The sequence below is a fragment of the Microbulbifer variabilis genome (genome assembly GCF_020524905.1).
GTDB classification, from domain to species: Bacteria; Pseudomonadota; Gammaproteobacteria; order Pseudomonadales; family Cellvibrionaceae; genus Microbulbifer; species Microbulbifer variabilis_A.
On sequence record NZ_JAIVKI010000001.1, the window covers coordinates 418,833 to 434,870 of the forward strand.

Here is a 16,038-nt window from a genome sequence, read left to right on the forward strand (position 1 = left end):
TACCAAACTCCCGATATAAGGACCGGTTAACAGGCTGACTATTGGGGCAACCTGTATCGGGATAAGAACTTCTGGTACTGGAATGCCGCACCCAGCATACATAGCCCTACTAGCATACAGACCACAATCTTCTGTATCAGAGAAAAGTCCTGCATATCCCAAAACACAATTTTAAGTGCGGCTGTGCCGTACAAAATAAGTGAAAGTTTGAGTAACCGCTGGGTATCTGGTTTCAGGGTCTGGAATAGTAGCAGTGTTGCATGTACCACCAGGGCAAAAGATATTGCCGGCAGCCACATGGTTTCGAGTAACTGTGCCAGCAGAGCGATATAAAGCGGAATTGCTGTAAGGTGCAGCATCCATAGGTTAAACAGTCTACGATTGGGCCAAACAGCTCTATTGGCGAAGAAGCGCTGATAAACCAGCAACGAAGCAACTCCGAAGGCCACCAGATTATAAATCCCTATCATTGGCGCTTTATTGGAATTGACGATTACTGCTGCAACTTGTAGCAAGGTAATAAACTCAAACAGACGCAGACTCAACATATAAAGCGGAGTCAACTGATTGCGCAGTGGGGCTAGTTTTGGTTTAAAAACATACAGGCCGGCGAAGTATAGCTGGCAAAGTAAGAGGGCCAGAGTAAAGTCCCGGCTCAGCGCATAGCTAATAATAAACAGCGTTGCTGCGAGATAGTAAAAAGCCAAAGGAAAGAGTGGTTTGAGTGCACGGTGCAGGGTCAACTGCCAATCCTGGCCAACTGGCTTTCGCCGCAACCCTTGACCGATCCACAACAACGCAGCCAGTGATACTAACCCCGACAGCAGCCCACTCATAGCAAGGCCCTGCCAGTTGGCAAATTCCCGCAGGGCACAGCCGCTCACTGCTACAAAGCTTGCGCCTACAATTAAGATTCGCAGTTCCTGTTTTAATACTTCCAGCTTTAGGCATATATAAAGCCCCAGGGCGATAGCGCAAGATAACCAAATGGCAATGGGGAAGTAGTCGCTGGCTTTATAAATCACTGTTGGTAGGAAAAATATTGGCAACAAAGCGTAAAACAGCTTGCGCAAATTGAGTGCCAGGGAGAAGCCTGTGGATTGCATATCCAGGTGCTTATACAGAGCTGCAATCATCCACAAGCTGAGGAAGGCTTCTACACTAGCGATCTTTCCATAAGGTATTTGATCGTAGAAATGTAAGTTACCTACAATCGATGCACTCGCCAGTAGTGGGACAAACAGCAGTAAGTAATGGCTGAGTCCCAACCATTCACAAAATACTGAGCCAGTGCGCTGGCCGCGCCAGATCAAATAGCCCATCGGCAGAAGGGCAAGCAGCCACATGCCTTGGGGCCAGAGGATTCCGACTGATAGTAGGAAGCTTGCGGATAAAAGCACCGCGAAAGCGTTATCTGCGATCGTGGCTAAACGGTGCTCTGCAGGAGTGATCCGGTTGGTACAGTTTCGCAACAGCCGGGTTAATGCGAAGGCGGCAGCACAGAGTGCCAGCCAGTTCCCCCAGCCAGCATCTGCGCTCAATGACAGTAATATTGGTGCGGGAACAACGCCGCGAACTACCCAGGCCAGAGCCTGCCACAGCATGGTAAGGCCTGCGGCAGTAAGGGCGATGTAGCCCTCGCTTCTTACACTGATAAAACCAAAACGCGCACCGAGAAAAATCAGCAACAACCCTTCAAGGCACCAGACAATCCCCAGCAAAGCGGGGCTGCACAACGCCAGGATTGCCAAGCCCGCCAGCAAGCCACCGTGTAGTAGAGCCATATTCTGTACAACGCGGGCGGAAACACTTGCGGCGCTGTAGCCAAACAGCCAGCGTGCATAAATACCCAGCCCCATCCAGGGGAGAAGGTTAAGCAGCCATACAATACCCAGCGCATTATTATTGGGGGCCAGGGACCAGCTGATGTGGATAAATAGCACCAGATTTGCGGCAATAATAACCAGGCGCTTTCGCTCCAGCCCTTTGGTTTCTATTAGTTCGGTGCGCAGTCCTCGCAAGGCATAGTGGGCAAAGCCATAAAAGAAACCGTGCAATATTAATAATGGCCCCCAGGTTGAGGCAGTCTTATCCAGGTTTGAGATCGAAAACTCAAACATGCCGGCACTCAGTGCCATAGTTACCATCGCAAGCTGTGGCCAGCGTATCTGCCTGGATAAATGCAGCATGGCGAGGGCGAGTGCCAATAAATAGCTGAGATAAACCAGTGCGGATGGATCAAAATGATTCGCCACCAAAGGCATGCTGGCACCGCCCAGCAGAGTCACCATAGACACCACTCGTGTCTCAAATAACAGGGCGAGTAAGTAGGAGAGGCCTGTTGTCACTACCAACAGGCCGACTCCTATGGGGATAGGTACCAACTGGTAATAGGGCCCAGCAAAGTACCCACACAGATAGAGAAGAATTACCCCGAGTGCTATTAGCCCGGAGCCGTAGTCGGCCATATGAGGCATACGCCGGCTGAAAGTCACACCGCCAAAGGTTGTTGTAGCTGCGACCAGAAAGCCCAGCGTAACCTTTCCAACTGGACCCAAATAGTTGTTAAAAGAGAACTGCAGCAAATAAGCGAAACCAAACACCAGAGCCAATATGCCGGCTGCGGTCATAAAGAATACCGGAGCCTTACCCTGACGCTGGTAATGGCGATAAAAGCCCAAAAGGGGCTCCCACACGCGGTTGAGTGGTTCCAGGGCTGGTTCTACTAGGTGGGCCAATCCTTCCTGCAACCATGGGCTGGCTGCTGACGATTTAGCGGATCTTGGAGGGGGAGATTCAAGCTCGGGCTCTGCCGTTGTATAGACTATGGTAGCTGGCTGAGCCTGCTCTATGGCTTTGCGGTGTTCGGGATGTATGCCTATCAGAAGAGCCAACTCATCCTCTAACTCAGCAGTGCCCTCTGCTAGAGCTTCTTTTCTTTCTGTATTGGACTGCCGAAGTTGTGTCTCGAGGGCCGACAGCCGTCGCTCGAAGGTCTCCAGTCGGCGTCGATTGTCCCTCTCCAGCAGGGCTAGCTCTGCTCGGAGTGATAGCAGTTCACTTTCCATAACTTGCTCTTGTCGTTTTGATCGAGACTATCCTGTGCCTTTTCCTACGGCAAGTGCATGGTTAACCGCACGGGTCTACCCGATCACTTTTTCACCATCCTCATTCAAAGTGCCTGAGTAACCAAAGATAAAACCCAGCACAGGTAAGGAGATTTTCACCTCAAACTGGTAGAGCCCATTCACAACTGCTTTTCCAGCAGAAACCTTTGGCCAGAATATTGTTGGAATTGGGAGTCGAAAAAGTGACACAGAACGCTGCAGCCATTGCCAGTTGCCACCTTCAGTGGAAACACCAAGCTGTATTTTGATTGGGCCAGTGGACTCAACCCAGTAACCACCTTGACGATAAGTTTTTACTGGGTGAAATTCTGAGGTAACGGTATGGGTGTAGGCGAAAGTGCGAGACCAGATCAATGCTTTGGAAGAATGGTGGATTTCCACAGAGAAAGGCACCTTGCCAGCCCTTGTGGGAGCCCCCAATTTGCGAACCATGCGCCGGCTAATCCAGCCGACAACACCGTAACCAAAGTGAATATCCACCTCGTCATTGAGCCTAGCACCCTGTGTATGTAGCTTTTGCAACAGCGGATTCAGCTTGCCGAAATCCGGTCCGAACCAGTCGAGAACCGCATTTTTCATTGGACACACCCTCAAAAAATCAAAGGGGGTTCCTCAGTATACAGCCGTGCTTAAGCCTTAGGGCGCACCACCGCCTGTATTGAACAGTGGATGGTTTTATCTCCATCCTGTACTAGAACCTCTGAAGACTCAGAGATTACCTGGGATACAACCAGGTTTGAGACACTAACCACCTCCATCAGCTCTTCCTTACAGCCAGCAATATTGGCCGCATTAGAGATGGCCGAATCATAACTGGTTCTGTGGGAGAAGCCTCTCTCCTCCTCACCACGGCGGCTTCGTTGAATACTTTGGTAGGCATCTTTGCCTGCATCCACGGTATCGCCAATAACCCGGCCTGGTTTCACTTCGAGCTTCATGCAGGATGTAGTGGCAAGAGCAATGGTGAGAATAGTGAGAATTTTTTTCATTTAACGACCTGAATTTATTTGAAATAACAACTGTTGCGGGGGCGTAGGATATCGTGGCTCCGCTAAATATCCCGCGGGATCTTATAGGGATACACGAAGTAATCAAGTGGGCAATTGAGTATGCCGAGTGGCAATTTCTCAAGAGAGATGTTAACAGGCGACTGCGTATTTATAAGTTCAGCAGCTGTTCTATGACAAGAATAAATGACCTTGCAGAATCCTATTTCATCGTGCCTGAGTATAAATCAATCAAAATAGTACACATTGTGAAGAAGTAAAACTAAAAATTTCTCAAAATTATAGATTGTTTGTTAAAGTCGCCGCCCTGGCGTTACGCGCATAAAAAATTTTAAAAGCTATTCTTGGGGGCACTAATTAATGAGCAGTTTTAAGAGAGCTCTTTGTCTTAGTTCTATTATCGTAATTTCCGCCTGTAGCGGAGGGGGCGGAGGGGGCGGAGGTGGTGGTTCAAACGATGACAATTCGGATAGTTCATCCAATAGTTCATCCAATAGTGCGCCCGAGTTCGTCTCTACAACAGAAGTCACCTTCGAGGAAAATAGTTCCGGCACCCTACTTACACTATCTGCTAGTGACGCCGATGGAGACAGCATAAGTTACAGTATTAGCGGTGGCGAAGATCAGACCCGCTTTTTAATTGATAATGGTAACCAGCTACGCTTCGTTTTTGCACCGGATTTCGAGAATCCTGCGGACGCAGATGGAGACAATGACTACCGGGTAACGGTCGAGGCCAGCGATGGCAACGGCGGTCAATCAAGCCAGGAAATTGTAATAACCGTTGTTGATGTTAACGATGGCGCTCCCGGGTTTTCTTCCGCAACTGAAATCACGGTCCAGGAAGGTGTGAGCGATATTTTTTATACCGCTACGGCCGAGGACCCAGATAGAGACGAGATCACATATTCCTTAAGCGGCGGCACCGATGCTGCACTGTTCTCTATTGAATCAGCTAGCGGAGAACTTCGCTTTAACGCTGCCCCAGATTTTGAGTCACCTACGGATAGTGATGGGGATAACATTTATCAGCTGTCAATTAGTGCCACCGACAGCGAAGGGCTCGCGAACTAGCTTTCGTTGCAGGTCACTGTAACTAATCTACCGACACCTTCGGCTCGCATCATTTTCCCGACCGGTGGTGCCAATATGGGTGGGAAGCTTTCCAGCATAGCACTCTCTGCCCGAGTCCTTGATTTGGAAAGTGGTGAAAGTGCCTCCAGGCAACTGGCCAGCATCACTATCGGTAGCCAATCACCGACTGAGGACGCCAATAGCCCATCAGTCTGGTATCTCGATAGTGCGATTAACGAAGGTAGCGATGCCTACACCCTCTCCACCCAGTTCGTTACTGGCGAAATAATTGAGGATTCACTCTCACTAAAGAACGAGCAGTTAATAGCGCGACCAGTGGGTGTGACCTACGACAACTTGCTTGGAAGCAGTTATTTTGCTGACAGTGGTACGGAAACGATATTTGAGGTAGGCACAGACGGTTCTCGTCGGGTGGTTTCAGGACCATCGGTTGGCTCTGGTCCAGCACTGGGGTTGATTGATATGGAACAAAACTTTCCAGAAGTACGCAGCAATTCTGCCGATGATTACTTTGTCGTATTAAATAGGGACGGGAGTGTCTACTCCGTCCAGCGCAGCACCGGTGACCGTACGCAATTGACCACTTGGCCTCAGCCAATTCCTGAGATTTTCGCAGGCTTCAAAAGGCTGACACTGACGAGTTCTGGGGGTGAAGCTTACGTAGCAAGAACAGTCGAAAAGTTCGGGAGTAATGAAACTTATGGTGAGATTATTAAATTTGATCTGTTGAGCGGTGATCACTCCGTGATATCCAGCTCCAGTTCAACATCCCCGGTGGGTGCTGGCCCTCACATGCTATCTTCGTTTGGCATCGCATTAGATGAGGCGAACCGGCAGCTTTACGTGGGTGATATAGCTTATGATTCTATTTTCAAGGTAGACATTGCTAACGGCGATAGGACAATAATAAGCGGTAATTGTATCGGTAGTGGCGAACCCGCATCGCCAACGGATTTGATCGTCGATGTTGACAGCGGTCAAATTTATGTCGCTGCTGTCGACAATGTCCTGCAAGTGGACATAGCAACCGGTAATCGATCAGTTGTAACCAGCAAAACTAAGGGAGAAGGATTGCAGCTTGAATACTCCAGATCAATTAGCCGAGGTGCCGATAGTGATCATCTGCTGGTATCTGGATGTCTCAACGATCCGATGATTATGTCTGTCGATATCAGTACCGGTGATCGAACAGAAATTTCCTCCAACCATGTCGGTATGGGACCCCGATACAAATGGGACAGTATGAGTTATAGCCGTTCGACAGACCGGTTATTGGTGATATCCGAAGGCGGAGGTTCAGCCCTGGGAGAAGGTGGTAGCGTAGCTGCGGAAATTGACTTGCAGAATGGCAACCGTGCAGTAGTGTCTCACTTTGATTTGAAAGATTCGCCGCGCGTTGTAGCGTCCACAATTGTCCCCGGTGATTCGGATGATCACGTCTATATGTTCGATGAATACTCCGATCGATTGCTCAAACTTGATCTAGAAAGTGGCGAAATCGAGGTAATCTCTGCCGCCGATATTGGTGAGGGCCCCGAGTTCTTCGGTCTCGTAGAAGCTATGGAGCTGGATGCCACCGACAATCGTATGGTTTTGTTACAGCGCTCGGGGCTGATGAGTGTCAACCTTGAAAATGGCGACAGGGAAGTTATCTTCGATAATCACACAGGTTCCGCGCCTTACTTTGACTCTGTTGATGGCTTAGCGTTGGACCTTGCCAATAATCGTGTGTTCGTCAGCGATTCTGGTACCGGTGGCATCTGGCAAGTGAACCTAACTACTGGTAACAGGAGAACTTTTGCCTCGTCAGTTCATGGTGGCAGTAATAATCAGATCCCTACTGATGTTGCCTTGGATAGAATTGGCAATCAGCTTTTAGTGGGGACCGAAAGCGGAAATCTGGTAGCCATTAATCTAGATAGCTTTTCACAATCAATCCTGACTAGTGGTAGGGACTGTGATACCGATTGCCGTGGTGGCGGTATTGCGGTGGCGAGCCTAGACTCCCTTGCTGTTGACGCCGAAGGCCGTCGACTCTTTGCTTATGACAATGGAATGTTTGGTATTAAGGGAGTCGTAGTTATCGACTTGCGCTCCGGTCAACGCGCGTTGGCTTCCAAATAATAATTTACTGGGCCCCGACTCAAAGGGGCCCGATATCTCGATACGGAAATGCTCGGGCTCTAAACTGATCGCTGGGAGTAAAGTGTGGCTCTTGATCAGTGTTGTAAGCCCTATTTGGATGGTGAATTGTCTATGGAAGCAGCGCTAGAGGAATTTCTCTAGCGCTATCTAAGAGGGGTTATAAATCGTTTGTCTACTTCGTAGGCATGTGAATAATTTAATTGTCCCCTTGTAACTAATTTTGAGCAGCCTAGACCTGAGCTTGCTCAAGCTTATCTATTCTTTTAAAAATAGCTCAGCTACCTCTTTTTTTTCTGAAACAACATAGGTGATAAGTAGATTTTCGTTATTGATGTCTGTTAGATAATCAACGTCTTTATGCATCTCTCCAAGCAAGTTGAATTCATATGTCTTAAGGTTGTATGACCAAAACTGATTATCACGATTGATCGAGTAAATCACATTCTCTTTGATAACAAATCTTTTCTCACTTCCCTGATAAGTCAGTTCCTCGATAAGCTGATCCTCTGCAGGGCCTGGTTGCCAGAATCGGTTCATATGATCCATATAGATCAGCCGACCATCCTCACTTCTCTGCGCCCAGTTAACTTGCACTTGGTTGATGACGTTAACTTCAAGGTTCTCCAAGTTTACTTCCGCAAACATTGCTATTCCTTTGACTGTCAAAGTTAATAATGCGGTGTTATTTACGCTATCCCACTGGAACAGCTGGTCAACTGGAAATGCGAGTGAGTACTCCTCTCTACTAGTATCTAAAGAGATTTTAGTGAGTGCTTGATTGGCATTTACCAGAATGTTCTGGCCATCGACAGACCAGCTGATACCGTAGATATTGGTATCCATTGGAAACTGAGATAGTTGCTGTAAATCACTACCGTTAGTTACCCACACTTGGTCTTCACCAGAGCGTCTGGAAGTAAATGCAATCAAGTTGCCATTGGGTTGGAAAATACCGTCATCCTCCCTGGAAATCGACCGTGTGGCGCTTGGGTAAATTGTGCTGACATCTTCTTTTGAAGGTGTGGTGGTAGCCCCAGGCAGTTTTAGCGGTACCGAGGCAATATCACTATCGTATTGCCCCTTGATAACCAGTGCCCTCTGTCCACTTGGATGAAAGTCTGGTGAGCTGGCGGATTGGTCCAGAGGTAAATGAATCTTACTGACCTTACCATCAAAAGTGAGGGAGAAGAGTTGTCGCCCCGTGCTAAAGATTAGCTTATTTTTTTGTGGTGAAAAGTTAGGGGATATAGTTCTATGTTGTGGTATTTCAGCTGGATACTTTATCGGATGGCTAGATAAAAGAGCCCCTTTCGAATCCAGCATGTCAATATAAAACTGGCCATCCTGATGATAGCTGGTGACGGCTATTAAATCGTCATCGATTGAATAATCAAAGTGGGCTAGGTTTCCATCTTCCAGGTCATAAAGTACCTGACTAGTGTTATCACTCACTGAATATTTGATTAACCGCCAACGATCAGACTATTTATGTAAAATAGCGAGGTCATTGTTGTTTAACCATACCGGATTCTTAATGGCCGAGTTTTTACAGCGCATTAATACACTTGGCTGTTGCGGACTTACTAATGCCTCTTGGAAGTTCAGGCTTACCAGGTTGTAACAGATATTTTGGGTTAGCGGTATAGTACAGTCTTCTTCTGAAATAAATGCCAGTTTTTTGCCGTCCGGTGACAATGTATGGCGACCATAGGTACCCCATTCGGGAGTTAATTCCGTTTCCTGCTGGGTATTTATATTTTTGGCCCAGATTTTATTCACACAGAGCTTATTCAAATAACGATTAAATAGTATATATTCACCATCAGGCGAATATGAGGGACCAAACTCTTTGTGATCCGTAGCCGTTACTGCCTGCAATCGATCAAATATAAGCTGAGAATTTTGCTTGGGTGAAGAGTAATTAAATCCAAAAAATATCAATAATACCATTCCGATAAGCGCAAATATTGGGAATCTATTTGGTTTAACTGCCTGGGTTTGGTGATTCTGATTACTTGGTTGTTTATCTATTGCAGGCTCAGGGGGAGCAGGAGAGGGGGCGTCTTCTTCCGGTGCTGTCTTATCCTGTGGAATAGAATCACCATCTTGCCAAACAATATCACATTCCAGGCTATAGCCTTGTTTGGCATGGGTCCTAATATAAGACTGCTGCTTACGATCTTCCCCAAAGGCTTTTCTGAGTTGTGCAATACTTCTTTGTAGCGTATTGGGCGTAACTACTGTATTGGGCCATACCTCAGCCAGTAATCTATCCTGGCTTACTACTTTTCGCTGATGTTTTGCCAGGTAGGTTAATACTGCAAGGGCTTTTGGGGGAAGCGTTTGTGATTGCTCATTGTGGGTGATTTGGTTTCTAGATAAATCAATAAAGAAGTCATCCACCCAATATTGTAAAGCCATTAATGTATCTACCTGAGCAAAATTTGAGCTTAACCTTTTCCATCGATACTAGCACAGACCCTGATTACAGCTAAAGCGCACTTTGTAACTCATTGATAAAAAAGCATTTTATACTGGCAGCATAAAATCATCCAAAAATCAGGAGCACTTCAGGTGTTTCGTTGACCTCTTGATTAGATTGAGTGCTTCTCCGACCACATGTAACGGTATAAATACTGATATGAAAAAGCGTTTACTAATCGCCTTGCTCTTGTTGCTACCTATATCGGCCCTTAAAGCCGATGAGTATAGGGCCCTAGAATTATCCAAAATCCAAGTGATACCCATACAAGACTCTAGTAATAACAGGGAATATGAGCTGTTTATTAAGCTCCCTGAGAAATATGCGGAAAGTGATACTAAAAAGCATCCGGTTATTTACTATACAGACGGTTTATGGGCGGTTGAAATGCTATCTGCCACTACTGAATACGCACTGGAAGATGCCATTTTGGTGGGTATTAGTTGGCAGAAGGATATGGCCGGTGCTGAAAAAGAATGGTCGAGTCGATATCGGGACTTTAAACCGGCAGTTCTCTCTAATGAAAAGGATAAAAAATCATACAAAGGAGAAGCCCATCAGTATCTCACCTTTATAAGAAATGACGTTGTAAAGTATATCGAAAGCAATTATCGCGCTAATTCAGGTAACCGCACTTATTTCGGTTACTCATTAGGGGGGCTCTTTGGTGTTTATGTCTTAATGAGCCAACCGGATACTTTTCAAAACTATATTATCGGTAGCCCATCAATATTGATAGGCACTTATATGGATTCTCGTCTTGAATCAGAGCCTAACAAACCATTGATGGATATACGAAAACAAATCAATGTATTTATTGCTTACGGTGCATTAGAGATGGAACTAGGTTCTACGGTAGAAAAGTTTGTTGGTGAGTTAAAGAACCAAAAATTGGCTAATTTAACTGTGGAGCCAGCGGTTATTGAATCCGCTAATCACACTACAGCGTTCCCGAAGACTTCAGTGCGCAGTATTTATTGACTTGCCGATAAGATAAAACATTAATCAATAGTATATGGAGTCACATTAATTAAAATTTCACACTTAAATAGAGGATATATGATGATTTTCAAGAAGCTAATCACAATCGGCCTAATGTATGGCATAAGCGCTACTGTAGGCGCGGGAGACTTACAGGCACCAGAAATAAATATGGCCGACTATCGTAGTGACCTCCTAAGCCTGGAGAGATCCACTCCAAAGCTCAAAAAGGCGTTTATTGATACAGCCCCAGCGGATAGAAAAGACGGTATTCCAGTCGGTGAGATAGAGACAATTAAAGAGAGCTTGCAAAAGCTGGCCCAGGAAATAGCGGATAACCAACATACACCTTACGACAGCCTACTAATCGCTCAAAATAACAAACTGGTATTTGAATCCTACTATTCCCTTGGCCGTGTCAACTTGCCTCACCCACAAGCATCTGCCACAAAGGCCTATACAGCCCTGGCAATTGGTCGGGCGATACAGTTAGGTTATTTTAACCATGGAAGACTTAGACAAGCCTGTTACTTCCTTTCTAAAAGGGCTGGATAGGAAGCAGCTTGTTAAGGGCGTAGACCTTGTCACACTGAATCATGCCATGAGCATGCAGTCAGGTATCCGTATTGATAAAGAAAAACTTAGCGTCTTATTAGAAAACCAAGAGCAGTTAACAGGGCAAGAGCTAGCTCAAATCTATTTGAGCCACAGCAAACCGATAACTCCTGAATCGCAGACCTATTTATATCAAGGTTCAGACCCAATGATTGCAATGTTGGTCTTGGATGCTGTCGTCCCCGGTTCCGCGAGCGACTTCATTAAAAAAGAGCTGCTGGAGAAAATGGGGATCGAGATCTATCACTGGAAGGAAGCTGTCAGCGGCGTGCCCCAGGCAGGGTCAAGGGCCATGATGACATCTCGCAGTATGGTCAAATGGGGTACCTTGGTGCTCAATAAAGGCAAATGGAATGGTCATCAGCTTATTCCCGAAGCGTTTATCACCAAGGCGACTGGAAAGGTGGCAACACCCACAGATGATGATTTTGACTATACCAATTTTTCATACGGCTATTTCTTCTGGCGAACCCCTCTGAAGGTTGGCGACAAGAAATATATAGCGAAGTTTGGTTGGGGCGGTGGTGGCCAGTATGTGATCTCTATTGAAGATCTGGATTTGGTGATTGCGATCACCGGCCGCGGTGATGACGACAAAACCCTGGATTTAATAGAGAGACGTATTCTGCCTGTCTTTGCTTTATCAACTTAACGGTATATGGCTAAAGCAGACTACAGGATCGGAGTTTTATAGGAGAGGTATTTTAGTCGTAATTTCAATCCTTCCTCAGTCTCTTGGCTTAGCACTAAACCGGTGGCTGAGGAAGTTTATCCCTTTTTGTACCAACTTATTGATGTACTAGATGTACTATAGGGAGGCTTGCGAGCCATCCCTACGAGAGGCAACCAGATTTCAAGGAATTCCACCAGACACCTTCTGGTCTTTTGAATACGTCTATAAATTTCTTCGCGGTGTATAGGTAAAGTTCTAGGGATCCTCTGAAAAATGAGCCTCTAGCGCTACACCACGCTCTGTACAGATAAAAGCGGCCTATTTTTCAGTAGAAACTCAAGTTTCTATACGAGATCATCTCCATTTTCGTTACTTGAAACCCGCATCTCACGGATTTCAGACTCGCTGAACCTAAATTAGCTGATATTTTTTCCAACTAACAAGTTAGTAAAGCCTGCCGGCAGAAACGAGCGCTGAGTATTTTTCCTAAACCTTGATGGCGTACTTTTTCATACCCGAAGATATTATTTATATATCGGAATAGGTGTTCTACTTTTGCCCTAATCTGTGCTTTTATTTTTCTAGCTTTCGTAACTGAGCACGGCCCGGATGATACTTCAAGCGACTTCGTTTCTCTACAATGTACCAATCCACATCTTTAGATTTAAGATCTTCATGCTTTTCCACACCCGTGTAGCTAGAATCTCCCCAAACTTATTTCTCTTTTCCATGCAGTAATTTTCCTGTTGCAGTTATGACATAATGGTTTGCGACTGTTGTGTTGAGGATATCTATCTGAGAAAGGACCTTCTCTCGGCGAATTAAACGGCGCTTTAGACTGTATTCTGCTTCAGCAAAGGTGATTTGTTGCATGACCTATTGTAGTCTTGACGAATAGTTTAATACTACTAAATTGACTTGGAATTATTCAGAGCTTCCTTAATTTACTGGCATTTTTTTGTTGGAAGTGATAGTTGGTCGCGAAATATTTTTAGATTTAAATATTTATGAGTTTGCATAATTAATTGCCGACTATTTTAGGTGCTGTAAATCTACCCTGAGGTTAGTTCATTAGCTGGAGGGGTTAAATATGAGTTATACGAAGCCGCTATTCTTATAGAAGGTAGAGAGGATTACAGTTAGTAATATTGTCATATTTTACGCAAGTGATCTGTAGGGGAGGTTATGCTAGAGATTTTGGTTTTCTGCTAAGTGTTTTTTTTCTGGGCAAGTTAAATATAAACGATGGTGCCATTATTGTGCCCCATGCTTCATTAACCTCATATTTTGTCCGTGTTTATTTGTGTTCTGCTTAATTGCTATATTTTTTATTAATGTTTATATATGCGCCAAAAAGATTCAATGAATTGATTTTTGATGTTGCTTAAAATGTCAGACGTGTGAATAATTTAAAAATAAATAGTCAGGGCTGTAGGGTTCTGTGGATTATAACTCTAGGGATTGATGATGCTGAGAGCTCGCATAAGTGGTACGAAATTACTTTTATTAAGTGTACGTAGTCTTTTGGGGGTGGGTAAAATTTTGCGGTGTCTCTCTATTTTTTTTGTTTTTTTATTCGCTTCCTTCTCAAAAGTTCATGCTAAAGAATTACGTGTATATGAACACCAGATAATCGCCGACTCTCAAGAACTGAAAAATGAACAGTATTCCTTTGAGGTTCCCATTGCAGGTAACTATGAACTTACTGTATATCGTGATGGGGCTACCCATCATCTAGGGCAGTCTCCAAGCGGATCAATTGAAGTTAATAACGTAGAGGTGCTTAGCTGGGAGAAAGATGACCCTAGGAATATGATAAAAATTGGTACGGTTCCATTGTTAAAAGAAAATACAATAGAGCTAGGTATATCAGCATATGAAAATGCGATGTACATCGTACAGTTTGAGCTTGTGGATTCTATAGCTCCAACCATTGAAGCATCAGTTAACCCAATTGCCAATGATTATGGGTGGAACAATACCCCAGTTACAGTTTCATTTTCTTGTGCTGACGATATCGGGGTGCAGAGTTGCTCGGAATCAATAATCGTAGCGGAAGACGGAGACAATCAGGTAATAGTAGGCACTGCTGCGGATTACGTTGGAAATACAAGTAGTACTGAAGTAACTATTAATCTGGATACCGCTGTACCCGCTATCGATAAAACAATCATACCTTCTGCAAATTCAAAGGGCTGGCACAATACCGATGTAACTTTAAGTTTTGATTGCACGGATCAGCTCAGTGGGGTAGATAAATGCAATGAGCAAATCCATGTTACGAGTGAGGGAGATAGTCAAATATACAATGCTGTAGCGCGGGATAAGGCCGGAAATGAAACAGTATCTACCTCTATATTAAGTATTGATAAAACTCCTCCGAGTATAAGTAGTCAAGCTTCAGCGCAAATAAATGAAGCTGGGTGGTATAGGTCTCCTGTTACTTTTACCTATAGCTGTCAAGATAATCTAAGCGGAGTGGTATCCTGTCCTGAGGAAGAAACTGTTTTAGCAGATGGACAGGGCCAGGTAATCAGTGTAGTTATTGAAGATAAGGCTGGTAATACCACTCAGTGGAACAATATTGTCAATGTCGACCAGACTGCACCAGAAGTAGCATTTGTATCACCTAGTAGTGATGCACTGCTTACTAACGTTCTCCCCCAAGTCCGCCTTCTACTAAGTGATAATTTGGGGTTAGATGAGAGCAGCCTGGAGGTATTGGTTAATGGAGTTAGTATTTCTGGTTGTGAGCTAGACGGAGAAACGGCCTTATGTAACTTGGTTTCTCCTTTACCAACTTCCACTGCAGTACCGATACAGGCAAAAATACTTGATCTGGCGGGAAATGAGCAGCAGGTTGCTATTACTGTCAGCGTGGATACTGATGGTGACAGTATTGCCGACTATTTGGATCTTTGTAGTGATACTCCCATTAACGAAGAATCTAATAGTAATGGTTGTGCTTTATCACAACTGGATAGTGATAGTGATGGTGTCAGCGATAGTGAAGAGCTAAAAGTTGGCACCGACCCAAATGATGATACAAGCTACCCTCAAATTGTAATAAATCAATTTGAAGCCTCTCCGTCCAGTGTAAACGAAATAGGCCAGAAAATTGAACTGCGTTGGCAAGTGCAAGGAGCTGAGTCAATTTCACTGAAAACAAATACGGGGGTGGAACCCATTGATAATTTACCGGAAAGCGGCAGCTTAGAGTTTTCCCTATCCTTGAATACCCAATTCATATTAACGGCCAGTGGCCCTGCTGGTGAGCAAAGTAAATCAGTGGATGTAACTATTGATACAAAATCTCCACCAGTGCTTTGGGAGAGTGACGTAAGGCCAATTCAGGATGAAATTATAAGCTCCCTATCTGTGGATAATAATGGAAACTCATATGTTGGGGCCTTTGATAATAAGTTTTATAAGATCTCCGCTAGCGGTCAGGTTATCTGGGAAATTAAAGAGATTGGTGTAGTTATTGGTAAGGCTAGCATCCTTAATAACAAGATTCTTGTTGGGTCTAATAGGGGTGGTGGTAAAGGTATGATATACGCTTTATCCTCGGATAGTACTATTCTGTGGACTCATGAGACTTCTGGCGCGGTGATTGCTCCACCTTTGGTAAGTGATGATAAAAGTTGTGTATATGTGGCGACTCTGGCTGGAGGAATTTATTCTCTAGATATTAATTCTGGTGATCTTCTATGGAGTGCGACTTTGCCAAATAAGCCAGAAGTAGTGTCTCAGCCAGTTATTATTAATGAAAAACTAATTCTATATACGACAGATGGGGTTCTGTTTGCGCTGGAAATGTCAACTGGGACTCCTTCCTTTTCATTTGGTAATAGTGATTTGGGAAGTAGGGTGCTTTGGCATAAAGCGTTGAAATAATTTTCAAGCGGTAAA

General features: G+C 44.9%; 11 protein-coding genes. 6 read left to right on the plus strand and 5 right to left on the minus strand.

The features are described from left to right. Positions 1-38 precede the first annotated feature (38 nt). The 3 genes from LC073_RS01760 to LC073_RS01770 form a co-directional block, all read right to left on the minus strand. Positions 39-3,068 (minus strand): DUF2339 domain-containing protein, encoded by a 3,030-nt coding sequence (locus LC073_RS01760; protein ID WP_226642750.1) that lies wholly within the window; start codon positions 3,066-3,068, stop codon positions 39-41. Between the two features lie 75 nt (positions 3,069-3,143). Then, on the minus strand, positions 3,144-3,707 hold the full coding sequence (locus LC073_RS01765; protein ID WP_226642752.1) for a DUF4166 domain-containing protein: 564 nt from the start codon (positions 3,705-3,707) through the stop codon (positions 3,144-3,146). A 50-nt stretch (positions 3,708-3,757) separates the two neighbouring features. Beyond that, on the minus strand, positions 3,758-4,117 hold the full coding sequence (locus LC073_RS01770) for a hypothetical protein (RefSeq protein ID WP_226642754.1): 360 nt from the start codon (positions 4,115-4,117) through the stop codon (positions 3,758-3,760). 378 nt (positions 4,118-4,495) lie between these two features. Between LC073_RS01770 and LC073_RS01775 the strand changes: the two genes are divergently transcribed. Together LC073_RS01775 and LC073_RS01780 are read left to right on the plus strand one after the other, a co-directional pair. After that, on the plus strand, positions 4,496-5,209 hold the full coding sequence (locus LC073_RS01775; RefSeq protein ID WP_226642756.1) for a cadherin repeat domain-containing protein: 714 nt from the start codon (positions 4,496-4,498) through the stop codon (positions 5,207-5,209). A gap of 75 nt (positions 5,210-5,284) precedes the next feature. Beyond that, positions 5,285-7,354, plus strand: coding sequence for a hypothetical protein (locus LC073_RS01780; RefSeq protein WP_226642758.1), 2,070 nt, complete (start codon positions 5,285-5,287; stop codon positions 7,352-7,354). A gap of 276 nt (positions 7,355-7,630) precedes the next feature. Here the strand turns inward: LC073_RS01780 and LC073_RS01785 are convergent, their stop codons facing one another. Together LC073_RS01785 and LC073_RS01790 are read right to left on the minus strand one after the other, a co-directional pair. Next, positions 7,631-8,827 carry a hypothetical protein gene (locus tag LC073_RS01785; protein WP_226642760.1) on the minus strand — a complete coding sequence of 399 codons (1,197 nt, stop codon included), beginning with the start codon at positions 8,825-8,827 and terminating at the stop codon, positions 7,631-7,633. Between the two features lie 30 nt (positions 8,828-8,857). Then, positions 8,858-9,796, minus strand: a complete 939-nt coding sequence (locus LC073_RS01790; RefSeq protein WP_226642762.1) for a winged helix-turn-helix domain-containing protein — start codon at positions 9,794-9,796, stop codon at positions 8,858-8,860. 220 nt (positions 9,797-10,016) lie between these two features. Between LC073_RS01790 and LC073_RS01795 the strand changes: the two genes are divergently transcribed. The 4 genes from LC073_RS01795 (at position 10,017) to LC073_RS01810 (ending at position 16,023) form a co-directional block, all read left to right on the plus strand. After that, positions 10,017-10,838 carry an alpha/beta hydrolase gene (locus LC073_RS01795; protein ID WP_226642764.1) on the plus strand — a complete coding sequence of 274 codons (822 nt, stop codon included), beginning with the start codon at positions 10,017-10,019 and terminating at the stop codon, positions 10,836-10,838. A gap of 78 nt (positions 10,839-10,916) precedes the next feature. Further along, on the plus strand, positions 10,917-11,393 hold the full coding sequence (locus tag LC073_RS01800; RefSeq protein ID WP_226642766.1) for a beta-lactamase family protein: 477 nt from the start codon (positions 10,917-10,919) through the stop codon (positions 11,391-11,393). Next, positions 11,344-12,105, plus strand: coding sequence for a serine hydrolase domain-containing protein (locus LC073_RS01805; protein WP_226642768.1), 762 nt, complete (start codon positions 11,344-11,346; stop codon positions 12,103-12,105). Before LC073_RS01800 ends, LC073_RS01805 begins: the two co-directional genes overlap by 50 nt. A gap of 1,485 nt (positions 12,106-13,590) precedes the next feature. After that, positions 13,591-16,023 carry a PQQ-binding-like beta-propeller repeat protein gene (locus tag LC073_RS01810; protein ID WP_226642770.1) on the plus strand — a complete coding sequence of 811 codons (2,433 nt, stop codon included), beginning with the start codon at positions 13,591-13,593 and terminating at the stop codon, positions 16,021-16,023. Positions 16,024-16,038 lie beyond the last annotated feature (15 nt).